General features: G+C 64.2%; 23 protein-coding genes. 14 read left to right on the top strand and 9 right to left on the bottom strand.

Annotation, left to right across the window (positions count from 1 at the left end):
* Nucleotides 1-122: 122 nt before the first annotated feature.
* Nucleotides 123-299 (top strand): hypothetical protein, encoded by a 177-nt coding sequence (locus AC1DW2_RS06990; RefSeq protein ID WP_231143017.1) that lies wholly within the window; start codon nucleotides 123-125, stop codon nucleotides 297-299.
* Nucleotides 300-380: 81 nt separating this feature from the next.
* Entirely contained in the window at nucleotides 381-1,853 is a 1,473-nt protein-coding gene (locus AC1DW2_RS06985) for a carboxylesterase/lipase family protein (protein ID WP_477005549.1), read from the top strand.
* Between the two features lie 7 nt (nucleotides 1,854-1,860).
* On the opposite strand, the gene AC1DW2_RS06980 is transcribed toward AC1DW2_RS06985, so the two are convergent.
* Complete coding sequence (locus tag AC1DW2_RS06980) at nucleotides 1,861-2,040, bottom strand: hypothetical protein (RefSeq protein ID WP_014493109.1); 180 nt, start codon at nucleotides 2,038-2,040, stop codon at nucleotides 1,861-1,863.
* Nucleotides 2,041-2,200: 160 nt separating this feature from the next.
* Between AC1DW2_RS06980 and AC1DW2_RS06975 the strand changes: the two genes are divergently transcribed.
* Both AC1DW2_RS06975 and AC1DW2_RS06970 read left to right on the top strand, forming a co-directional pair.
* Nucleotides 2,201-2,995: a DODA-type extradiol aromatic ring-opening family dioxygenase gene (locus tag AC1DW2_RS06975; RefSeq protein WP_477005548.1), complete on the top strand. Its 795-nt coding sequence runs from the start codon at nucleotides 2,201-2,203 to the stop codon at nucleotides 2,993-2,995.
* Nucleotides 2,996-3,511: 516 nt separating this feature from the next.
* A complete protein-coding gene (locus AC1DW2_RS06970) occupies nucleotides 3,512-4,282 on the top strand; it encodes a phosphorylase family protein (RefSeq protein WP_135214140.1) in 771 nt (256 codons plus the stop codon).
* Nucleotides 4,283-4,306: 24 nt separating this feature from the next.
* Here the strand turns inward: AC1DW2_RS06970 and AC1DW2_RS06965 are convergent, their stop codons facing one another.
* The 4 genes from AC1DW2_RS06965 to glgC form a co-directional block, all read right to left on the bottom strand.
* Nucleotides 4,307-4,990, bottom strand: a complete 684-nt coding sequence (locus tag AC1DW2_RS06965) for a nucleoside deaminase (protein WP_477005547.1) — start codon at nucleotides 4,988-4,990, stop codon at nucleotides 4,307-4,309.
* Between the two features lie 314 nt (nucleotides 4,991-5,304).
* The gene (locus tag AC1DW2_RS06960) at nucleotides 5,305-5,565 is read right to left on the bottom strand and encodes a SemiSWEET transporter (protein ID WP_028150382.1); all 261 of its coding nucleotides are present in this window, start codon (nucleotides 5,563-5,565) and stop codon (nucleotides 5,305-5,307) included.
* Nucleotides 5,566-5,812: 247 nt separating this feature from the next.
* A complete protein-coding gene (glgA, locus tag AC1DW2_RS06955) occupies nucleotides 5,813-7,270 on the bottom strand; it encodes a glycogen synthase GlgA (protein WP_477005546.1) in 1,458 nt (485 codons plus the stop codon).
* On the bottom strand, nucleotides 7,267-8,529 hold the full coding sequence (glgC, locus tag AC1DW2_RS06950) for a glucose-1-phosphate adenylyltransferase (protein WP_477005545.1): 1,263 nt from the start codon (nucleotides 8,527-8,529) through the stop codon (nucleotides 7,267-7,269). The genes glgA and glgC overlap by 4 nt, the downstream gene beginning before the upstream one ends.
* A gap of 338 nt (nucleotides 8,530-8,867) precedes the next feature.
* Between glgC and AC1DW2_RS06945 the strand changes: the two genes are divergently transcribed.
* Nucleotides 8,868-9,347: a hypothetical protein gene (locus AC1DW2_RS06945; RefSeq protein WP_477005544.1), complete on the top strand. Its 480-nt coding sequence runs from the start codon at nucleotides 8,868-8,870 to the stop codon at nucleotides 9,345-9,347.
* 129 nt (nucleotides 9,348-9,476) lie between these two features.
* Here the strand turns inward: AC1DW2_RS06945 and AC1DW2_RS06940 are convergent, their stop codons facing one another.
* Nucleotides 9,477-10,457, bottom strand: coding sequence for an ABC transporter substrate-binding protein (locus tag AC1DW2_RS06940; RefSeq protein WP_477005543.1), 981 nt, complete (start codon nucleotides 10,455-10,457; stop codon nucleotides 9,477-9,479).
* 95 nt (nucleotides 10,458-10,552) lie between these two features.
* Nucleotides 10,553-10,798: a hypothetical protein gene (locus tag AC1DW2_RS06935; protein ID WP_477005542.1), complete on the bottom strand. Its 246-nt coding sequence runs from the start codon at nucleotides 10,796-10,798 to the stop codon at nucleotides 10,553-10,555.
* A 134-nt stretch (nucleotides 10,799-10,932) separates the two neighbouring features.
* On the opposite strand from AC1DW2_RS06935, the gene AC1DW2_RS06930 reads away from it, so the two are divergent.
* The 9 genes from AC1DW2_RS06930 to AC1DW2_RS06890 all read left to right on the top strand — a co-directional run bounded on the left by AC1DW2_RS06930 (nucleotide 10,933) and on the right by AC1DW2_RS06890 (nucleotide 19,871).
* Nucleotides 10,933-12,036: an ABC transporter substrate-binding protein gene (locus tag AC1DW2_RS06930; protein WP_477005541.1), complete on the top strand. Its 1,104-nt coding sequence runs from the start codon at nucleotides 10,933-10,935 to the stop codon at nucleotides 12,034-12,036.
* Complete coding sequence (locus AC1DW2_RS06925; protein ID WP_477005540.1) at nucleotides 12,014-13,036, top strand: ABC transporter permease; 1,023 nt, start codon at nucleotides 12,014-12,016, stop codon at nucleotides 13,034-13,036. Before AC1DW2_RS06930 ends, AC1DW2_RS06925 begins: the two co-directional genes overlap by 23 nt.
* A complete protein-coding gene (locus tag AC1DW2_RS06920) occupies nucleotides 13,030-13,830 on the top strand; it encodes an ABC transporter ATP-binding protein (protein WP_477005539.1) in 801 nt (266 codons plus the stop codon). Before AC1DW2_RS06925 ends, AC1DW2_RS06920 begins: the two co-directional genes overlap by 7 nt.
* Complete coding sequence (locus AC1DW2_RS06915) at nucleotides 13,824-14,996, top strand: acyl-CoA dehydrogenase family protein (protein ID WP_477005538.1); 1,173 nt, start codon at nucleotides 13,824-13,826, stop codon at nucleotides 14,994-14,996. The genes AC1DW2_RS06920 and AC1DW2_RS06915 overlap by 7 nt, the downstream gene beginning before the upstream one ends.
* A 29-nt stretch (nucleotides 14,997-15,025) precedes the next feature.
* Entirely contained in the window at nucleotides 15,026-16,126 is a 1,101-nt protein-coding gene (locus tag AC1DW2_RS06910; RefSeq protein ID WP_354122061.1) for an LLM class flavin-dependent oxidoreductase, read from the top strand.
* Nucleotides 16,123-17,061, top strand: a complete 939-nt coding sequence (locus AC1DW2_RS06905; RefSeq protein ID WP_477005537.1) for an ABC transporter substrate-binding protein — start codon at nucleotides 16,123-16,125, stop codon at nucleotides 17,059-17,061. The genes AC1DW2_RS06910 and AC1DW2_RS06905 overlap by 4 nt, the downstream gene beginning before the upstream one ends.
* A gap of 327 nt (nucleotides 17,062-17,388) precedes the next feature.
* Nucleotides 17,389-18,234 carry a CmcJ/NvfI family oxidoreductase gene (locus tag AC1DW2_RS06900; protein WP_477005536.1) on the top strand — a complete coding sequence of 282 codons (846 nt, stop codon included), beginning with the start codon at nucleotides 17,389-17,391 and terminating at the stop codon, nucleotides 18,232-18,234.
* A gap of 102 nt (nucleotides 18,235-18,336) precedes the next feature.
* Complete coding sequence (locus AC1DW2_RS06895; protein ID WP_477005613.1) at nucleotides 18,337-18,651, top strand: septal ring lytic transglycosylase RlpA family protein; 315 nt, start codon at nucleotides 18,337-18,339, stop codon at nucleotides 18,649-18,651.
* 50 nt (nucleotides 18,652-18,701) lie between these two features.
* Nucleotides 18,702-19,871, top strand: coding sequence for a Gfo/Idh/MocA family protein (locus AC1DW2_RS06890; RefSeq protein ID WP_477005535.1), 1,170 nt, complete (start codon nucleotides 18,702-18,704; stop codon nucleotides 19,869-19,871).
* Between the two features lie 116 nt (nucleotides 19,872-19,987).
* Here AC1DW2_RS06890 and AC1DW2_RS06885 read toward each other — a convergent pair whose 3' ends face one another.
* Both AC1DW2_RS06885 and AC1DW2_RS06880 read right to left on the bottom strand, forming a co-directional pair.
* Nucleotides 19,988-21,298, bottom strand: coding sequence for an ABC transporter substrate-binding protein (locus tag AC1DW2_RS06885; RefSeq protein WP_283017455.1), 1,311 nt, complete (start codon nucleotides 21,296-21,298; stop codon nucleotides 19,988-19,990).
* 161 nt (nucleotides 21,299-21,459) lie between these two features.
* Nucleotides 21,460-22,509 carry a methyltransferase gene (locus AC1DW2_RS06880; protein ID WP_477005534.1) on the bottom strand — a complete coding sequence of 350 codons (1,050 nt, stop codon included), beginning with the start codon at nucleotides 22,507-22,509 and terminating at the stop codon, nucleotides 21,460-21,462.
* Nucleotides 22,510-22,580 lie beyond the last annotated feature (71 nt).

Raw genomic sequence — 22,580 nt, 5'->3', positions numbered from 1 at the left:
TGCACAACCGCCGGGATTGTCCGGGCTAATCAGACCACATCCTTCTGTGTATGCTTGCGGTTACAAGCCACGCGTACCAACCGGACGTCATGACAGAGTTGAGCGAGCGGACGAAAGCCAACATGGACGTCGTCCTGGAGCAGACGTGCCGCCAATTGCCGCACGGCGGCGATCACGACAGCCGCAGGTTCATTGCGGAGCGCCTGATCGAGGCGGCGCAATCAGGCCATTCCACGCTCGGTGAGCTCGGCATCGTCGCACGCCGCGCGCTGGCGGAGATCGTCGCCAAGGGCGGTTAGCCGGCGCTGCCGAGCTTGCCTCATCGCGGGCCGCAGACGTAACCTGTCGGGGAACCTTTTGGCGCATCGAGATCCCCCAGGATGCGACTCCAGTTTGCACTCGTTGTGGCGTCTTCACTCCTTTGCTGGGAGGGTGCGGCCGTCGCTCAGGCGGTCGGGCAGTTTCCGTTCGCGCTGACGCGTGAAGGACAGATGCTCGGCGCGGTCGAGGGCGAGGTGGCGTCGTTCAAGGGGCTGGCCTACGCGGCGGCTCCGGTCGGCGCGCTGCGCTGGCGCCCACCGCAGGCAACGGCCGAGAACCCCGAGATGCGCACCGCCTATGAGTACGGCGCGCCGTGTCTTCAGCCCTCGCTGCCTGATACGAGCGAGGACTGCCTCACGCTCAACGTATTCCGTCCCTTCGGGGTCGATGGTCCGCTGCCGGTGATGGTCTTCATCCATGACGGCGGCTTCGTCAGCGGCACCGCGAACGATCCGCTGTTCGACGGTGCAAAGCTCTCGCAAGCCGGCCTCATCGTGGTCACCGTGAACTATCGTCTCGGCGTGCTCGGCTGGCTCGCTCATCCCGCGCTGTCGGAAGGAGGCTCCGGAAATTACGGTCTGATGGACCAGATCGCGGCGCTGCACTGGGTGCACGACAACATCGCAGCCTTCGGCGGCGATCCGAACAATGTCACCTTGTTCGGCAGCGGCGCAGGCGCGACGTCGATCGCGCTGCTGATGCTGTGCGCGCCATCGCGCGACCTCTTCCAGAAAGCCATTCTGCAATCGCTGCCCGGCCGCGCGCGCCTGCGCCCGGTGCAGGAGGCGGAGGCCACGGGCCGGCAATTCGTGGCGGCGCTTGGGCAGGAGGCGGATTTGCGCGTCGCCGCGCCGGTGCGGCTGCTTGCCGCCGAACAGAAACTGCTCGCCAAATCCGAACGCAGCTTCGCGCCTGCGATGGATGGAATCCTGGTGCGCGAAGATGTGGCCGCGGGATTTGCGGCAGGACATGAAAGCCGCATTCCACTTATGATCGGCTCGAATGACGACGAGACGCGTTTCGACGGCGAACGGGAGATCAAGGAGACGCTAGCGTCCTCGGGCGAGAGCAGCGATGAGTTGCGCCAACTCTACCCTGACATCGCCAGGCCATCGGAGCGCGCAGCCAAATTCTATACCGACAAGGTTTTCTCCGAGCCGGTCAGGCTGCTTGCCCGCCTCCATGCGGCAACCGGTGCGGCTACGTTTCGCTATCGCTTCGCTTACGTGACCGAAGCCCGGCGCACAAATCCCGACGAAGGGCACGGGCGCGAGTTGCAATTCATCTTCGGCGCGGAAGGCGTGCCCGGCGCGGGGCCGCTCACATGGGGGGATCGCGAGGTCGCGACCCGCATGCGCGGTTACTGGATCAACTTTGCGAAGACAGGCAATCCCAACGGCCCGGATCTGCCGCATTGGGACGCGGCCGCAGACCGCGATCGCCTGCTGCTGATCACGAACGATCGCATCGCAAGCGGAGACGACCCCTGGTCGGAGCGTCTCGACCGGCTCGCAAGTGAGAGCAGAAAATGAGTTGGGCTTAGGCCGCGAGCTCGACGCGCGGCGCCGGGCTCAGCCGGTGTTCTTCCAGATGGTCCATCGCGCCGTCCTTCTCGACGGCGTAGAACTGCTGGCCGTCCTTGGACCTGTAGGCGGCGCGAACGACGCCGCGGCGGCCCTTGTCACTGTTGACGACGTCCCCCAGCGCAAACTTCTTCATCTCACGTCTCGCTTGTCTTCAGGCCGACTCCTTCGGCCACGGCCGGATTGTGAGCGGCAAATCGTTAACGACTTGCTAACCATACCGGTTTGCCTATGCTCGCCGCCGTTCGCGCGGGCAGCTCGCACGCGCATGTTGTCAACGAGACGAGCCGGCATCCATGACGCGATTTCCAACCCTCTTCCTGTCGCATGGCGGCGGCCCCTGGCCCTTCATGGAGGACCGGCGGGTGCAATATGCCAAGACGGCCGCAGAGTTCGGCCGGCTGCCGCAGCTTCTTCCCGAGAGGCCCAAGGCCGTGCTCGTCATCACCGGCCATTGGGAGGCCGACGCCTTCACCGTGTCGACCTCGGCGCATCCGCCGATGGTGTACGACTATTACGGTTTCCCCGAGCATACCTATCACCTCAAATATCCGGCGCCGGGCAAGCCCGAGCTCGCCGCGGAGGTGAAGGCGCTGCTCGAGCACGCGGGCCTCGATTGCCGGGAGGATCCCAATCAGGGTTTCGATCACGGCACCTTCGTGCCGCTCGGCCTGATGTATCCGAACGCGGACATGCCGATCGTGCTGCTGTCGCTGAAGTCGAGCTACGATGCGGCCGAGCACATCAAGGTCGGACAGGCGATCGCATCGCTCCGCGACGAAGGCATCCTGATCGTCGGCAGCGGGCTCACCTATCACAACATGCGCGGCTTCAACCGGCCGGAGTCCAAGCCCGTCTCGTATGATTTCGAGGCCTATCTGAACGAGGCGATCAGCAATCCGGATGCGGCGCGCCGCAACGCGATGCTGGTCGACTGGGAGAACGCGCCGAGCGCGCGTCTCGCGCATCCCCGCGAGGACCATCTGCTGCCGCTGATGGTGGCGGCAGGTGCCGCCGGCAGCGACGCGGGCAAGCGCGTCTTCGTCGACGAGGTCGCGAACGTCGCGATGGCGTCGTATGTGTTTGGATGAAGCGTAGGGTGGATTAGCGCAGCGCAATCCACCATCGAGCCGCAATGAAGGTGGTGGATTACGCTGGCGGACTGCGCTTCGCGCAGCCGCGGGCTAATCCACCCTACGGGGTTCCGACTAAAAGTGTCGAAAACAACCCCATGCACAGTAGAACGGCCCAGCAAATAGAATGGCTTAGCAGAGTACTTTTGCCGGGCAGGATACGCGAGCGGTATTTCGACGGGTTTGACACGTCGGGCAAAACAGCGGCAAAATTCGATCATGGCACCGCTCTCGCTGAAGCACAGCGATTCACGGTATTTGCGAGGAGTCCGCTTTGGGTTCGTTGCGCCATTGAAGGTGCGAGTCTCCGCCGCGATCAGGCGGCAGCTGTGGTGTCCGAGGCACAGTTCTCCAACAACTGGCTTCCAATCGGGAGGCCTGTCGATTTTGTCTAGACGGACAGTGCTAGTGCCGGCTTACTCTTGATTGTCCGAGTCTGGAAATACTTCGGTTTCAGGATTATCGACGCCTCTGATGACGCTGCATGTCACGGTCAACGACGCTCAGACTGGCGCCCCCCGCTGTGACGTGAAGGCGGTCATCGCGGTCGTTGGACTTGCGATCGAGGCCAGAATAGCCGGCGCGCCAGCGATGATCGCTGAAGGTGACCGGACCGCCTTTTACTTGCGTGACGCCATCAGACATGGCGCGCGCGGCATTATAAGTTTCGGGGTGTGCGGCGGGCTAGATCCGAAGCTCCGACCAGGTAACATTGTCATCGCCTCGTCGGTATTTGCCGCGAAAGATGAAGCTTATCCAGCTGACCTTCCCTGGGCCGAGGAGCTCCTTCGGATGATCCCGGGTGCCAGCTACTCTGCGATAGCTGGTGTCGCTTCCCCGATGACAAGTCTTGAAGAGAGACGGGATTTCCATGGCATCACCGGGGCGGTTGCCGCCGATATGGAGTCGCAGATCGTCGCTCGAATTGCTTCCGAACTCAGAATTCCCTTTGCCGTCTGTCGTGTTGTTCTAAACCCCGCTCATCGAAAACTTCCGAGGGCAGCGCTCATAGATATCGGGCCAGCAGGTAAGCCTGAACTGCGCAAGATTGGACGTTCGCTTGTTCAAGACCCGGGGCAACTCCCTGGTCTTAGCCGGCTCGCCGTTGACTCCGTCATGGCGGTGATGGCTTTGCGCAGCGCCAAGCGACGGCTCGGAGCTCACTTTGGTTTCCCGCACCTGTGTTCACGAGACCGAGTCCCCATTCCAACGCGTGCACTTGAAACGATAGCCACACGCGCCTGATTCTGCAGCAGCGCGCTCCCGATCTCAGACTCCAGGCTTGTCCAGGTCCGAGATGGTGTTTGAATCTGCACGCCGGCGCAGGAAGACGTTACTCACCGAAAGAGCCGGCGCGGCCAAAATATCCGCTAGCGCGTTCCAGGAAAACGTTGGCCGAGGCGCGCCCGCGTGGCACGAAGTCGGCTCGGCCGCTCGTCCGAAGCAGCCTCGTCGTCTCATAAATCGCCAGGCGAGCGGGTTCCAGTCGCGCCAAACCTGCTCGGCCCTTTCGGATAGCAAGCCCGAGACGATTTCCGGCGCAGGTCCGAAGACCTCAGGCAGTTTGCTCGACAAACTGTTGTCCGACAGAACGTCCCACCTCGAAAATCCGCCCATGATCGGAGATGAGATGGCGAACACCACGCGACCAATCCGCGCCTCCCGTGCCGGGAAAGAACACATTGGGCAAGGTTCGACGATTGAATACAAGGTGCAATCCGGCAAACGCTTTTGTCTTAGAATCTTCTGCGCCTCTGAAAGAGCCACGAGTTCCGCGTGTCGGGTCACGTCGCATTCCGATGAAACGTGGTTGGTCGCTTCTGCGATGACCTGTCCTCGAAACGCGATTACGGCGCCGAATGGCAGCTCTCCTTGCTTCACCCCTTGCCGAGCGAGTTCGAGGCATCTTTCCATCATTCGCAGATCTTGGACGTCAGCTTCTGATCTACTCATGGGCGCCCCCTTGGGAACGCGAGATCGGTGTTGAGAATGCGTCTGTCGCCGCCCCCTTCATATTACGGCGGCGTCGTAGCGACGAAGAATGTTTCCGGCGCCGCTACGGAGGCGGCTCCTGCGGCCTGGCATATTGGCAATTAAGCAGCGGGCTACAAACAGTCTGACTTGATCTGGATCAAGGACCGTTACCTTTCAGGTACCGCACGGACCACACGATGATCGATTGTCTATGTCCGCTCCGGGGCCCCTCGAAAACAGACATTCCGGATTTTATGGGTACACGCGCCAATCCGCTCTACGCAGCTTCAACCTCACCCATACCTCAGCTTCATGAACAGGATACCGCCGGCGAGCACCATGGTGATGGCGTTGGCGGCGACCAGCGGGGCGTCGCCAGAGAGCAGGCCGTAGATGAGCCAGAGCGCCAGGCCCAGCACCATGACCAGAAACATGCCGAGCGAGATGTCGCGCGCCGAGCGCGTCTTCCAGACCTTGATGAACTGCGGCGCATAGGCGACGGTGGTGCAGGTGGCGGCGGCAAAGCCGATCAGCTTGATCGCGAAAGGGTCCATGCCGGCTCTATAGCATGGATTCGACGGTGGCCGTGTTTCTGGTGCGGGCTTCTTGGCGGCTGCCCGCGCGCGCCTCGTCCTTCGAGACGACCGCTCTGCGGTCTCCTCAGGATGAGGCTAAGCAGCATTGGTGCCGTCGAAATTGCTGCCGCGTACTCCGCCCTCATCCTGAGGAGCCCGCGAATGCGGGCGTCTCGAAGGATGGGCCGCAGGGAAGCCGCTATTCACATGCAGCAGCCCTGCCGCCTCAGGTCCGGCGCGCCGCCCTGAGATCGCTATAGAGCACGGCGTAGTCGCCGGCGCGGTTGCGCCAGGAGACGTCGGTCGCAAGGCCGCTCAATTGCAGCCGGCGCCAGGTCGCCTTGTTGCGGAAGGCGGTGTTGGCCTTGCGCAGCGTGCCGGTGAGGGCCTCTACGGTGACGGGCGCGAACTTGAAGCCGGTCGCGTCGCGGTCCGATGTGTTGGACTCGCCGATATCGACGATGGTGTCTTCGAGGCCGCCGACGCGCGACACGATCGGGACGGCGCCGTAGCGCAGCGCGTAGAGCTGGGTCAGGCCGCACGGCTCGAACCGCGAGGGCACGATGAGGGCGTCCGATCCGGCCTGGATCAGGTGCGCCAGAATCTCGTCATAGCCGATCACGACGCCGATCCGCCCGGGGTTCGCGCGGGCGACGGCCTGATAGCGATCCTGGAGATCGCGATCGCCGCTGCCGAGCAGCGCGAGCTGCATGCCGTCGCCCAAGATGGTCGGAATGGCCTCGAGCAGGAGATCGAGCCCCTTCTGCCAGGACAGGCGGCTGATGACGCCGAGCAACGGCGCCTCGTCCGAGGAATCGAGATTGAACTGTTGCTGAAGCACCGCCTTGTTCGCGGCGCGGAACGTGAGGTCGTCCGCGCCGAAGCGGTAGGCGATGTGCGGATCGGTTTGCGGATTCCACACGTCGGTGTCGATGCCGTTGAGGATGCCGCTCAGCACATCAGCGCGCTCGCGCAGCAGGCCGCCGAGCCCCATGCCGCCTTCATCGCTCTGGATCTCCTGCGCATAGGTCGGCGATACCGTGGTGATGCGATCGGCGAGTCGAAGCCCCGCCTTGAGGAAGCTGATGCCGCCGAAATATTCGAGGCCGTGAACGTCGAAGGAGTCCCAGGGCAGGCCGATCGAACCGATCAGCTCGGGAGCGAACTTGCCCTGATAGGCCATGTTGTGGATGGTCATCACGGTGCCGGGCCGTGGACGGTTGTCATAGTGCAGATAAGCGGGCGCAAGCCCCGCCTGCCAGTCATGGGCGTGCACGACATCGGGCACGAACGCAGGGACGAGGCCGTGGCCGATGTCGGCGGCGATGCGTGACAGCGCGGCGAAGCGCAGGCCATTGTCGGGCCAGTCGACGCCCTCGGGAGTAACGTAGGGATTGCCCGGCCGCGCATAGAGATGCGGCACGTCGAGCACGAACAGATCGAGCCCGTCATGCGAGCCAGCGAGCAGGCGGCCCGGGCCGCCGAAATAATCCGGCCAGCGCCGGATTTCGCCGGCTCCCCCCAGCATCCGCATCACGTCGGGATAGCCCGGCATCAGCGTGCGCATCTCGACGCCGTGCGCCTTCAGCGCAAGCGGCAGCGCGCCGGCGACATCCGCGAGGCCGCCGGTCTTGACGATCGGGTAGACTTCGGAGGCGACCGCGAGGACGCGAACAGGCGTCATGTATTGAGCCTGTCGAGCATTGTCTGGGTGATGAGCGAGATGCCCTGCTCGGTGGTGCGGAAGCGCTTGGCGTCGAGCTCCGGGTCCTCGCCGACGACGAGCCCCTCGGGGATTTCGACGCCGCGGTCGATCACGACGTTCTTCAAGCGAGCGCCGCGAGCGACGTTCACGTAGGGCATGATCACGGCGTTCTCGACAGTGGCGTAGGAGTTGACGCGCACGCCGGTGAACAGCAGCGAGCGGCGCAGCGAGGCGCCGGAGATGATGCAGCCGCCCGAGACCAGCGAGCTCACGGCCTGGCCGCGCCGGCTCTCCTCGTCATGGACGAACTTGGCGGGCGGCGTGATCTCCGCATAGGACCAGATCGGCCAGGCGCGGTCGAACAGGTCGAGCTCCGGCACGACGTCGGTGAGGTCGATATTGGCCGCCCAATAGGCATCGACCGTGCCGGCATCGCGCCAGTAGGCGCGGGGATCGCTGCCCGAGCGTACGCACGAGGTCGAGAATTGATGCGCGATGGCGCGGCCGTTCTTGACGATATAGGGGATGATGTCCTTGCCGAAATCGTGACTGGAGTTCGTATCCTCGGCGTCGCGCTTGAGCTGGTCGAACAGGAATTTCGTATCGAACACGTAGATGCCCATGCTGGCGAGCGAGACGTCTGGCTTGCCCGGCATCGGCGGCGGATCGGCCGGCTTCTCCAGGAACTGCTGGATCCAGCCGTTCTCGTCGACATGCATGATGCCGAAGCCGGAAGATTCCTGGCGCKGCATTTCGAGGCAGCCGACGGTGACGTCGGCGCCGCTGTCGACATGCTGGCGCAGCATCACCTCGTAGTCCATCTTGTAGATGTGATCGCCGGCGAGCACGACGATGAAGCGTGCGTTGTGCGACTCGATGATGTCGATGTTCTGATAGATCGCATCCGCCGTGCCGACATACCACATGTTCTCCGAGACGCGCTGACTGGCCGGGAGGATGTCAAAGCTCTCGTTGCGTTCGGGGCGGAAGAAGTTCCAGCCCATCTGAAGGTGCCGGATCAGGCTGTGCGCCTTGTACTGGGTCGCGACCGCGATCCGGCGGATGCCGGAATTCACCGCATTGGACAGCGCGAAATCGATGATGCGGGACTTGCCGCCGAAATAGACCGCGGGCTTGGCGCGCCGGTCGGTCAGTTCCAGAAGCCGGCTGCCGCGTCCGCCGGCCAGGACGAACGCCAGCGCCTGACGGGCAAGCGGCTCGGGTCTCGCGGCACTCATGTCATCCTCCCACACCTCTGGCGCTTTGCGAGAAGCCTCCCGGCCGCGCACATTGGAACCGATAGTAACGGTACGAATAGTAAATCGGGAAGGTGCTTGTTGGTTGCGAACGCCCGGGAAGCTTAATGCTTTGCTGTGGCCTGTGGCTCCGTCGCACCGGCGTCATGTCCGTGCGGGCGCCGGCGTTGGCCGGACCACAATCGAGGCATGCGCGGGCATTCTTGTGCGGTGCACGCAATGCAGGCTGTGACTTTCGGAGGCTTTGACTTGGGGCAAGGATGCCCGATCATGGCCCTGCGATCCTTTTCCAAGCGAAACGTCAGACAGGGAGCAAGACGATGAGTATCTGGAAAGCGGCAATTGCCTGTTCGCTGGCGGGCGCGGTGATGGCCGGCCAAATCGAGCAGGCGGCAGCGGCTCCGCTGCCGACCAACGTTGCGACCATGAAGGCCGCCGTTGGTGACGATGTCACCCCGGTGTATTGGCGCGGCCGTGGCTGGGGATGGGGCGCAGGAGGCCTCCTCGCCGGAGCAATCATCGGCGGTGCCATCGCGAGCAGCGCGCCCTATGGTTACTATGGCGGCGGCCCGTATTACGGCGGTTATGGTGGTTATGGTTATGGCTCGGGCTACGGCTATGGCTACGCTCCGTCCTATGGCTATGCGCCGGCCTATTACGGCGGCTACGGGCCGAGCTATGGGTATGGCGGCTACTACGCGCGTCCCCGCTACTACGGCTATCGAGCCTATAGTCCATATTACGGCCCTCGCTACGGCTACTATCGACCGTACCGGGCCTATGATCGCGGATATTGGTAAGGACGCTGCGCGGCTAGAGCGAGAGCCACACGATCAGGCTCATGCAGGCGAGATGCGCGAGCACGATCGCGGCGAGATGCAACGGGCCGGCCTTGAGGCTAGACTTGCGCATCCCCGCCGCGCCCCGCGCTAGTTTGACCCCGCGGCCGCGGCTGTAAAGCTGCGGTCGACGGCTTTGCTCACATCGAGCGTCTTCGGCAGGATGCCGTAGCGCGTCGAGCGGTCGGAGGCTTCCTGCACCTCCTTCACCACGTTTTGGTCGATCACGATCGGGCTGGTGCGCTGCGCGGTGTATGCCGACAGCAGCACGTCCTCCGGCAGTTTTGTCAGTTCGGCCGTGCTCTTTGCGTATTCGGCAACATGATCGAGCGACCATAGCCGCGCCTTGTTCAGCCGCTGCACGAGGTCCTGCACCGCCGCGCGCTTGGTGGCGATGGCGTTGTCGGAGGCCACGATGAAGGTGATGGTCGGCGTCAGGCCTTCGCCGTCGGCGATCACGCGGGCCTTGTCCTTCAGCGTCGCGAACGAGACGTAGGGCTCCCACACGGCCCAGGCATCGATCGAGCCGGCGACGAGTGCGATCTTGGCGTCGACCGGGCCGAGCGGCGCGAGGGTCGCGTCCTCCAGCTTGATCTCCGCTTTCTCCAGCGTCGCGTCGATCAGGAACTGGCCCCAGCCGCCGCGCGTGCCGGCGAGGCGTTTTCCCTTGAGATCGGCGGCCGACTTGATCGGCGAATCCTGGCGCACGAGGATCGCTTGCGTCTTCGCATCCGACTTTGTGCCGCCGATTGCCTTGATCGGCGCGCCGGCCGCATAGACCGAGAGGAAGGAGAGATCGCCGGTGTAGCCGACGTCGAGCGCGCCGGCGTTCAGCGCTTCCAGGATCGGAGCTGCGGCAGGGAATTCCGACCATTCGATCCTGTAGGGCAGGTCCTTCGCATAGCCGGAGATTTCGAGCAGCGAGCGGTTGCCGCCCTTCTGGTCGCCGACGCGCAGCACGACGGTGTCGGCCGCGAACGAGGCGGCAGCCGTCGACAAGGTGATGGCTGCGGCGAACAGCGATGCTGCGAGCCGGCGTGTGATGGAATGGTCGTCGAAGTTGATGCTCATTTGGCCTGTCTTGTTGCTTTGCTCACGACGCGTGAGCGAGCGATGCAGCGAGACGATCAAGTCTATGACGGCGCGATGCGCAGTCAATGAAATGGCTATCCGTATTGCAGATGCGTCGGGAAATGACGTTTCAGCGCAGCGCCGCTTTCGAGAACGCACCGCGTGCGCGGCGGGTGATGCGCAAGAATGATGCAGGCTGCGGAGTCGCGGCGCATCCTTGCAAGATGATGCAGCAACGAAAATCGTTTCATCGCTGTCCCATGCGCTGATGGAGAGAATGACCTCGCTTCGCGCCACATTCGAAATTCCATTTCATTGACGATGCGGCGGGCGCGCCGCATGATTTGCGCATCGCATCAAAGCGGCGCGGGAAGCGTCGGCGAAATTATTCTCTCAACGCAGCTCCACATGGAACATGCGCAACGCGAGACGTTGCGTGAATGGCGGAGCTGTGCCAGCGCAGGAGTGGGGACTGATGGGCAACGACAACAAGGGCAGCGGATCGGGCCTCGACCGGCGTCATTTGCTGCAGGCGGGGCTTGCGGCGGCATTCGCCGCGCCGGTTGGTGCCTTTGGTGCAGCCCAGGCCTTTGCGCCACAGGCGATCGCGCCCGGTGTCGATCTCTCTGAGTTTCCGCTGTGCCGGACGGCCGCGGATGGCCCCGTCCTCACCGGCGCGCCGCGCAAGCTGAAACTCTCCTGGAACGCCGGCGCGGTCTGTCTCGCCCCGGTGCCCGTCGCCATCGAGCACGGCTTCTTCCAGAAGCACAATCTCGACATCGAGCTCATCAACTATTCGGGCTCGACCGATCAGCTGCTCGAGGCGATCGCGACGGGAAAGAGCGATGCCGGGCTCGGCATGGCGCTGCGTTGGCTGAAGCCGCTGGAGCAGGGCTTTGACGTCAAGATCGCCGCCGGCACCCATGGCGGCTGCATGCGCGTCCTGACCCGCGCCGACTCCAACGTGAGCAAGCTCGCCGACCTCAAGGGCAAGATCGTCGCGGTCGGCGACCTCGGTGGCCCCGACAAGAACTTCTTCTCCATTCAGCTCGCCAAGCTCGGTATCGACCCGGTCAAGGATGTCGACTGGCGCGCCTATCCCGGCAACCTGCTCAACGTCGCCGTCGAGAAGGGTGAGGTGCAGGCTTTCCTGTCATCCGATCCGCTGGGCTATCTCTGGCTCAAGGACAGCCAGTACAAGGAAGTCGCCTCCAATCTCGACGGCGAATATCGCGATAAGAGCTGCTGCATCCTCGGCCTGCGCGGCAGCCTGGTGCGCGAGGAGCCGCAGGTCGCGCGCGCCTTGACGCAGGCGCTGCTCGATGCCGCGATGTTCACCGCGCAGAACCCGACCGTAACGGCGAAGTCGTTCCTGCCTTATGCGCCGAAGACGGCATCACTCGCCGATATCGAGGGCATGGTGCGCTACCACACCCACCATCATCATCCCGTGGGTGAGGTGTTGAAGCGCGAGCTGAAGTCCTATGCCGACGATTTGAAGAGCGTCCAGGTCTTCAAGCAAAGCACCGATACCGCCAAATTCGCGGAGCGCATCTATGTCGACGTATTCGCTGTCTGACGGCCTCGCCTCCGGCGCGCCGCGCCTCTCGCGCGCGCCGGTTCTTGCGAGCTGGGTCCGGGAATCCGGCGTCGGCATTCTCGCCAGCGTCGCGTGGATCGCGTTCGGCCTGTCCTGCCTGTGGTGGGAGGATGTCGGCGACTGGTCGCGGACGCACTCGCTCGGCATCGCCGCCTTCATCGTTGCCGCAATCGCCTTGTTCGGCACCGTCGGCGCCGACTACCTCGGCTCCGCCGGTAAGGCCTTGCGCCGGCGCGCGCCCTGGCTCGTGGCGCTCGGCGCATTCCTGACGCTGTGGGAAGTTGCCACAGCAAAATTCGCCTGGCTGCCGCTGCCGTTCTTCCCGCCGCCGCAGTCGATCATCGAGGTCTATACCGACGATCTGCCAAAGCTGCTCGACAGCGTCTTCGCCTCGGTCAAGCTGCAGCTTGGCGGCTATCTGATCGGCGCCACGGTCGGCTTCCTGACCGGCGTCTCGATCGGCTGGTCGCGCGCGGTCGGCTATTGGGTGCATCCGGTGCTGCGCTTCATCGGCCCGCTGCCGGCGACCGCCTGGCTGCCGATCGCCTTCTTCACGTTCCCGTCGAGCTGGAGCGCCTCGACCTTCCTGATCGCTCTGGCGACCGGCTTCCCGGTCACCGTCTTGACCTGGTCCGGCGTCGCGAGCGTCAGCAACGCCTATTACGACGTCGCACGCACGCTCGGCGCAAAGCCGTCCTTCCTGGTGCTGAAGGTCGCGATTCCTGCGGCACTCCCGCACGTCTTCGTCGGCCTGTTCATGGGCCTCGGCTCGTCCTTCGCCGTGCTCGTCGTGGCCGAGATGATCGGCGTGAAGGCCGGGCTCGGCTGGTACCTGCAATGGGCGCAGGGCTGGGCCGCCTACGCCAACATGTATGCGGCGCTGATCGTGATGTCGCTGCTCTGCTCCGGCGCCATCACGCTGCTGTTCGCCATCCGCGATCGCCTGCTGGTCTGGCAGAAGGGGACCGTGAAATGGTAGCCGCAACCGCACTGGCCGAGGTCACGACCCCGCCGGCCGCCGGCGCCGCGCTCGACATCGAGCAGGTCAGCCACGCCTTCGACATCGATGGCACTGAGCTGCCTGTTCTCAGCGACGTCAGCATCTCCGTTGAGCCGGGCGAGTTCGTCGCGCTGCTCGGCCCCTCCGGCTGCGGCAAGTCGACCTTGCTGCGGCTCGTCGCCGGCCTCGACAAGCCCAAGGCCGGAACGCTCCGCGAGGACGAGGTGCGCATCACCCGCCCGCATCCCTCGCGCGTCGTCGTGTTCCAGGATCCGACCCTTTTTCCCTGGCGGTCGGTCTGGGACAACGTCGCCCTGGGCCTCGAGGCCCAGGGCATTTTGAAGAGCCAGCGGAAGCGTGTCGATGACGCGCTCGATCTCGTTGGGCTGTCGTCGTTCCGCAATGCCTATCCGCATCAGCTCTCCGGCGGCATGGCGCAGCGCGTCGCACTCGCCCGCGCGCTCGTGAATGATCCAAAAATCCTGATCCTCGACGAGCCGCTCGGCAAACTCGACTCGCTGACCCGCATCACCATGCAGGCCGAGCTCGTCTCGCTCTGGCAGCGCAAGGGCTTTACCACGCTGCTGGTGACGCATGACGCCGAGGAGGCGCTGGTGCTCGCTAACCGCGTCATCGTGTTCAGCGACCGCCCGGCGCGGATGAAGGCCGACATCCGTGTCGACCGGCCCTATCCGCGCCATCGCGGCGATCCATATCTCGCGGATCTGCGCCGCCAGATTCTTGGTCTCCTGGGGTTAGACGCCACATGGTAACGTCCGTAGCCAAGGGCCGGGCGGCCCATAGCGAGCCCGACTACATCGCGCGCGCCGAGGCGCTGGCCGAAGGCTTTGCTGCGCGTGCAGCCGAGCATGATCGCGCCGGCAGCTTTCCCTTCGAGAATTTTCGCGAGCTGTCCGAGGCGGGCCTGCTGTCGCTGACGGTGCCGGCCGTTCATGGCGGGGCCGGAGCGGGCGCACGGTACACCGCGCGCGTCATCGGCATCATCGGCAAGGCCGATTCGTCGACCGCGCTGGTGCTGTCGATGCACTACATCAACCATCTGGTGATGGGGCGCAGCCCGACCTGGCCGTTACGGCTGTCGCGCAAGCTTGCGCGCGAGAGCGTCGAGGGCCTCGCGCTCGTCAACGCGCTCCGCGTCGAGCCCGAGCTCGGCTCGCCGTCGCGCGGCGGCCTGCCGGCGACGATCGCGCGGCGCACCGAGACCGGCTGGCGCCTCACCGGTCACAAGATCTATTCGACGGGGTCGCCGATCCTGAAATGGTATCTGGTCTGGGCGCGGACCGACGAAGCCGAGCCGCGCGTCGGCCAGTTTTTGGTGCCGGCGGGACTGCCGGGCACCCGCATCGTCGAGACCTGGGATCATCACGGCCTGCGCGCCAGCGGCAGCCACGACGTCATCTTCGACGACGTCGTGATCCCGCTCGATGCCGAGGTCGATGTCCGCAATCCCCAGGAGTGGCGTGCGCCCGACGTTGCGCAGGCGACTGTCCACACGGTGTTCGTCGCCGCGATCTATGACGGCGTCGCCCGTGCCGCACGCGACTGGTTCGTCTCGTTCCTGAAGCAGCGCGTTCCCGCCAGCCTCGGTGCGCCGCTTGCGACCTTGCCACGGGCGCAGGAGATCCTCGGTGCCATCGAGGCCACGCTCGCAGTTAATGCACGGCTGATCGAGACGTTCGCCCGCGACTTCGACGAAGGCGTCGATCTCTCCACCGGCGAATCCAACGTGATCAAGCTGACGGTGACCAACAACGCCGTCGCCGTGGTCGAGGATGCACTATCGCTGACCGGCAATCACGGCCTGTCCCGCACCAATCCGCTGGAGCGGCACTATCGCGATGTCTTGTGCGGCCGCGTGCACACGCCACAGGACGATGCCACCCGCACCGGCCTCGGCCGCGCCGCATTGGGCCTCTAGCTTTCAGGACAACAAACAGGGAGACGATCATGTCGATCGAGTTCATCGGCTTCATCAGCAACAACAATTCGTCCGAGACCGTCGTCCGCGAGGGGCCGGTCCTCAACCCCACGCACATCGAGACGGTGGCGAAGGCGCATGAGAACGCCGGCTTCGACCGCGCGCTGCTGGCGTTTCATTCGACGACGCCGGATGCGCTCCAGATTGCCCAGCACGTGCTGGGCGTCACCGACCGCCTCAATGTGCTGATCGCGCAGCGGCCGGGCTTCACCGCGCCGACGCTGCTGGCGCGCCAGTTCGCCGTGCTTGACCAGTTTTCCCGCGGCAGGGTCGCGCTGCATGTCATCACCGGCGGCAATGCGACCGAGCTTCGGCAGGACGGCAACACGCTCGACGACAAGGACGAGCGCTATGCCCGCACGTCCGAATTCCTCGATGTCCTCAAGCTGGAATGGACCAGCGACAAGCCGTTCACCTACAAGGGCAAGCACTACCAGGTCGAGAACGCATTCTCGCAGGTGAAGCCGTATCGCCCCGAGGGCATCCGAATCTATTTCGGCGGCGCTTCGGATGCGGCGATCGAGGTCGCCGGCAAGCATGCCGACACCTTTGCGCTGTGGGGTGAATCCTATGCGCAGGTGCGCGACGTCACCTCCCGCGTCCACAACGCGGCGGTTCGTCAGGGACGGCCGACGCCGCGTTTCAGCCTCTCGGTACGGCCGATCATTGCCCCGACCGAGAAGCAGGCCTGGGAGAAGGCGGAAGAGATTCTGGCACGTGCCACCGCGCTCCAGGACAAGACCGGCTACCGCAAGCCCGCCGACGGCCATGCCACGGCCGGCGCGCGGCGTCTGCTCTCGCTTGCCGACCAGGGCAGCCGCATCGACAAGCGGCTGTGGACCGAGATTGCAAAGCTCACCGGTGCCAACAGCAACACCACCGCGCTGGTCGGCACGCCCGAGCAAGTCGCCGAAGTGTTCGGCGACTATTACGATCTTGGTATCAGCCACTTCCTGATCCGCGGCTTCGATCCCCTGATCGACGCCATTGAATATGGCCGCGAGCTGATCCCGCTGACGCGCGAGCTGGTCGCCAAGCGCCAGGCCGTTCGCGGCGAGGCGGCGGAATGATCCGTCTCATGCTGGCCGGTGCGCTGCTGTTCGGCTCGTTGGAGCTTGCGGCGGCGCAAACCACCTTGCGCGTCGGCGACCAGAAGGGCAATTCGCAGGCCGTGATGGAAGCGGCAGGTGTGCTCAAGGACGTGCCTTACAAGATCGAGTGGAAGGAGTTTCCGGCAGCGGCACCGCTGCTGGAGGCGCTCGGCGCCGGCGCGATCGAGACCGGTATCGTCGGCGATGCGCCCTTCACCTTCGCCGCCGCCTCCGGCGCGCCGGTGAAGGCGATTGCCGCGATCCGTCAGACGCGCGAGGGGCTCGCGATCCTCGTGCCCGAGAATTCGCCGATCAAGAGCTTCGCGGACCTGCGCGGCAAGAAGATCGCGACGGGCCGCGGCTCGATTGGGCATCAATTGATCCTCGCTGCGCTTGAGAAGAACGGCTGGGCTGCGTCCGACGTGCAGATCGCGTTCCTCGCGCCGTCCGATGCCAAGATCGCCTATACCCAAGGCTCGGTCGATGCATGGTCGACGTGGGAGCCGTATGTGAGCCAGGAAGAGGTGCTGTTCAAATCGCGCCGCGTCATCACCTCGGAGGGCCTGACGCCGGGGCTGAGCTTTCAGGTCGCGCGGCCCGATGCGATCCGCGACAAGCGCGCGGAGCTGACGGACTTCATCCGTCGCCTCACGGCGGCGCGGGCGTGGTCGCTGAGCAACGTCGACAGCTATGCCGCGACCTGGGGCAAGTTGATGAACATCCCGACCGCCGTGCCGCAGAACTGGCTGTCGCGCGCAAAGATCCGCATCGCGCCCATCGACGACGGCGTCGTCGCGGACGAGCAGAGCACGATCGACCTCTACTTCCGCTGGGGCCTGATCAAACAGAAGCTCGATGCGGCCGAGATCGTGGATCGGTCTTTTGCGGATGCGATCGCCAAGGCGGGGCTGTAAGCCACTCGTGAACCGGACGCGGCGCTTTCCCTCTCCCCTTATGGGAGAGGGTGGCTCGCCGCGATAGCGGCGAGACGGGTGAGGGGTATCTCTCCGCGTACTCACCTCTCACTATTGAGTTCGCGGAGAGATACCCCTCATCCGGCGCTTCGCGCCACCTTCTCCCACAAGGGGAGAAGGGGAGTAGCGTACGCCGGGTTACCCTCGAAACATTTCTTCTGCGTTCCTCACCGCCGACAACAGCCCCATTGCTATTTGCATCGCCTCCCTTGCACCACACCGCATCCCCGCAAAAATCACACAGACGACCACATCGGGAGACCGGCCATGGGCCTGCAAGAAACAAAAATCGAATCGCTTCCCTTCGTCACTGCTGAACTCAACTACCTCGCGCCGGTTTCGGGCAAGCCGCGCACCTATGCTTTCGATCCGCCGCCGGGCGAGCCCAAGAGCACGTCGTTGCCGGAGCCGCATCAGGTCCCGATCTTCGATGCGCGCCTGATCGCGGACAATTTCTCGCTCGATCGCGAGGGCTTTGCGCTGGTGCGTCACCCGACGCAGGTGAAGGATTTTTACAACGACGAGGAAATCCGCGCGGTCTACTACCCCGCGGTCGAGGCGTTCCTCCGCGCGACGCTGAAGGCCGACCGGGTCGTCATCTTCGATCATACCGTGCGCAGGCGTGTCGAAGGGGCGGCGGATATTCGCGACGGCGGCCCGCGCCAGCCTGCGACGCGCGTCCATGTCGACCAGACCGCCGTCTCCGGCGCCAACCGCGTGCGCGAGCATCTGCCCGACGAAGCCGACGCGCTGTTGAAAGGGCGGGTGCAGGTGATCAACCTGTGGCGGCCGATCCGCGGACCCTTGCGCGATTCACCGCTGGCGATGGCCGACGGCACGAGCGTCGCGCCCGAGGATCTCGTCGCCTCCGATCTGATCTATCCCAATCGCCGCGGCGAGACCTATTCGGTGAAATACAATCCGAACCATCGCTGGTTCTATTTTCCCGAGATGACGCCGGACGAGGCGCTGCTGCTCAAGTGTTATGATTCCGCGACCGACGGCCGGACCCGGTTCGGGCCGCATACGGCCTTCGTCGATCCGACCACGCCGGCCGATGCGGCACCGCGCGAAAGCATCGAGGTCCGCACGCTGGTGTTCCATAAACAGTAACAATGTGTGATGGCACTGCCGGGCGCGCCCGGCAGTGTTCCTGGAACTTACCGGAACAAATCGACGTTTGCAGCGCCGGGCAGGGCAACCGGGAGCGGTGCCGTGCGAACGCAGACGACGCTTTTCTTCAGTCTGGCCACTTTTTCGCTTTCTGCATTTTCTGTCGCGCAAGCCGAAAGCGGGCTTGCCTCATACTACGGTTACGGAAAAGCCGGTAAGGGCGGCGAGCTGACCTGCGCTCACCGCACGCGTCCGTTCGGCACCGTGCTGAGGGTGTCCTACGGCAGCCGGTCGATCCAGTGCCGCGTCAATGATCGCGGCCCCTTCATCCGCGGCCGGATCGTCGATCTCTCGGTGCCGGCGGCCAAAGCGCTCGGCATGATGAGCGCCGGCCTGGTGCGGGTCTCGGTGGAATAGGCTGGCCGTCGCGCTATAGTGCCGCCCAACGCAAGGGTAAGGGGGGCGCTATGGCCAGGATTCGGGTGGGACTTGTCGGCTGCGGCTTCGTGTCGGAGCTGCACATGTATGCGTTCCGCCGCGTCTACGGGGTGGATGTCGAGGTCGCGGCGGTCGCGGCGCGCGGCGATCATGTCGTTGAATTCGCCGGCCGCCACGGGATTCCGCGGGTCTATCGCAGCTTCGCCGAACTGGTCGCGGACCGCGAACTCGATGTCATCGACATCTGCACCCCGCCCAATCTCCATGCCGACATGATCGTCGCCAGCATGCAGGCCGGCAAGCACGTGATCTGCGAGAAGCCGTTCGCCGGCTATTTCGGCCGTGCAGGCGACGCGCAGCCGATCGGCAAGCATGTGCCGAAGGCGCTGATGTATGAGCGGGTGCTGGAGGAGATGGACGCGACCCGCGTCGCGATCGAGCGCACTGGAAAGCTCTTCATGTATGCGGAGGATTGGATCTACGCACCGGCGGTGGCCAAGACCGCGGAGATCATCAGGGCGACCAAGGACAAGATCCTGTTCATGAAGGGCGAGGAGAGTCATTCCGGCTCGCACGCCGCGCATGCCGCGCAATGGGCGATGACCGGCGGCGGCTCGCTGATCCGCATGGGCTGCCATCCGCTCTCGGCCGTGCTTTATCTCAAGCAGGTGGAGGCCAGGGCGCGCGGCGAAACCATCCGCGTCGCCAGCGTCACCGGCGATGTCGGCAACGTCACGGCCGTCCTGAAGCCCGAGGAGCGCACCTACATCAAGGCCAATCCGGTCGATGTCGAAGATTGGGGCACGCTGACGGCGACTTTCTCCGACGGCACCAAGGCGACCGTGTTTTCCGGCGACATGATCATGGGCGGCGTGCGCAATCTGATCGAGACCTACACGAGCGGCGGCTCACTATTCGCCAACATCACCCCGAACACGCATCTGATGAGCTACCAGACCAGCGAGGAGAAGCTCGCCAGCGTCTACATCACCGAGAAGGTCGACCGCAAAACCGGCTGGCAATATGTCTGCCTCGAGGAGGAGTGGACACGCGGCTATCTCCAGGAGATCCAGGATTTCATGGAATGCGCCGCGAGCGGGAGGCAGCCGCTGTCGGACCTGGCGCTGGCGTATGAGACGATCAAGGTGAACTACGCGGGCTACTGGGCCGCGGAGGAGGGACGGCGGGTGGTGTTGTAGGGCCGCTGAAGAGACCGCGGGCACGCTGCCATCCCTTCTCCAACCGTCCTGAGCCTCGAAAACCGATTACGCAACAGGCCCACAAAGGGAGAGGGGAAGAGACCGTCCGCATCACCTCACGCCCCGTAGGTCGAGCCTTTCGGCAGCGGAAACACCGGGTCCTGCGTGCGGATGTTCGTCGGCCACACCACCGAGATGCGCTCGCCGGCGTTCTGCATCACGACCGGCGTCGAGCGTTCGTTCTGGCCGGACAGCGGCGTTCCCGGCGGGAAGAATTTCACGCCGTAGCCCTGGATGGTGCCGCCGGCGGGAATGTCGACGTCGAGCGCGGCCTTGCGGATGGCCTCGGGATCGAAGCTGCCGTATTTCTCCTTGGCGACCGGCAGCACGTTGTTGAGCAGCACCCAGGTCTGGTTGAAGCCCATCGAGCAATGCGGCGGCACTTCGGTCGCGCCGGTCTTGGCCTTGTAGCGCGTGACCATGGCGTTGGTCAGATCGCCGATGCCCGGCGCGAGCTTTGCGGGATCGAGCAATTGCGCCGGCACCGGATCGATGTTGCAGAAATTGTCGATGTCGGCGCCGAAGGTCGCGCGCAGCTTGTCGAGCTGGCTGTAGCCGGCGCCGGCGCCAAACAGCATCTTGAAGCGCAATCCGCTCTCGCGCGCCTGGCGCAGGAACAGGGTGATGTCGGGGTTGTAACCGGCATGCGAGATCACGTCGGCCTTGGCGCGCTTGATTTTCGTAACGAGCACCGAGAGGTCGGGCGCCGAGGCGGAGTAGCCCTCGCGCAGCACCACCTGGATGCCGGCCTGCTTGGCATAGGCCTCGTCGGCCGCCGCGACGCCGACGCCATACGGGCCGTCCTCGTGGATCAGCGCGACCTTGACGTCCTTCGGATCCATACCGAGCTTGCCTTGCGCATGCTCGGCGAGGAAGCTCGCGAAGGCCTGGCCATACTGGTCGGAATGGATCTGCGCTCGAAACACGTATTGCAGGTTCTTGTCCTTGAACACGGCGGTCGAGACCGCGGTCGTGATCCAGAGGATCTTCTTCTGCTGCTCGACCTTGGCCGCGAGCGGCACCGCATGCGAGCTCGCATAGACGCCGTTGATGATGTCGATCTTCTCCTGACTGATCAGGCGTTCGGCCTCGTTGATCGCAACGTCGGGTTTGCTCTGGGAATCCGCGGCGACCGGAGCAATCTTGGTCTTGCCGCCAACACCGCCTTTCTCGTTGACGAGATCGATCGCGATCTGCGCGCCGATTGACGAGGCGACCGAGCCGCCGGCGGCGAAGGGGCCGGTGAGGTCGTAGATCAGGCCAATGCGCAAATTCTCGGCTTGCGCCTGGGCCCGGGTCCAATCGAGGCTGAGTGCAGCGGCGGCAGCCGCAGTGCTCTTCAGCAGCTGCCTGCGTGAAGTCGGCATCCTATCCTCCCTCAAAACCCGTCTGTTGATTGGTCTTGTTATTTTTTTGCGAATTATGGGGAGCGGGGAGGCGGAAAGTCAACATGGCGAAAGGTCGATAGACGGGTGCTGGCGCAGAACGCAACTGCGAAGGCGAGCCGCATCGAGCGATCTGCCCGACCTCAGTTCGTGTCGGAGCGCATGGCCTCGAATACCGCAAAGCCCGCGCCGTCGAGCAACGGCACCACCCTCGCCAATCGGAATCCGGCCTGCTCCAGCAGGGATCGATATTCGGCGTCGGTGCGCTCCATGCCGGAGACATTGACCAGCATCTCCATGTCGATATGGAGCACGCGCATGGCGTCGCGATGATCTGGCTCGATCCGTCGTTCGATCAGCAGAACCCGAGCATGTCCTGGCATTGCCGCGCGAACATTTCGCAGGATCGCCAGCGATTGATCGTCGTCCCAGTCATGGATGATCTGCTTCAGGATGTAGGCATCTGCGTCTGCCGGAACGGTTTCGAAGAAGCTCCCGCCGATGATCTCACATCGCTTCGTGCCTCCAATCGCCTCCAGAGACGCGCCGGCTACGACATCGGGAAGGTCGAACAGCACGCCTTGCATGGTCGGGTGGTTGGCCAGAATCGTTGTGAGCGTGAAGCCATGTCCGCCGCCTATGTCGACGATGCGGCCGATCCCGTGAAAATCGTAGTGCTTGAGAAGCGCGGTGGCCAACCGGGCGGAGCTGGTTGTCATCGTCGCGTTGAAAATCGCGGAGAGCTCGGCGTCCTCGCGCAAATAGTCGAAGACCCCCGTCCCGTGTGCGTGATCGAAGGCATGCTGGCCGGTCTGTACGGAGTGCAGAAGATGGCTCCAGGATTGCCAGTGCGACTCGCTGAGMCATAGCCGCACCACCGGACAGATCGAAGCCGGGATATCGGCGCGGAGGGTAGACCCAAGAGGTGTCAGCGCAAACTGCTTCGGAGACGTCTCGTCGAGCAGGCCGGCACCGGCCAGGAAGCGAAGCAGCCGGTAAAGCGTCGGAGCATGGCTTCCGGTCGTTGTCGCCAGATCGTCGCAATGGCGCGGGCCTGCCGCCAGGTGATCCGGAATGCCAAGCTCGACGGCAACGCGTAGGGCCTGCGAAATGCGGTACCCACCGATCAGCCTGAATATCTGGGCGAAATCTTGAGGTGCGGGAGATTGTCCGGGAGAGATGCCTGCGTCCATCTGAGATGCTCCGCTTCATCACCGGCGGGGTACATGGCGGAGGTTGCGGCAAAACGTCAACGTGACCCAAG

It is taken from the genome of Bradyrhizobium sp. P3_C3 (assembly GCF_056402655.1).
This window is presented reverse-complemented; position numbering and strand designations above follow the sequence as displayed.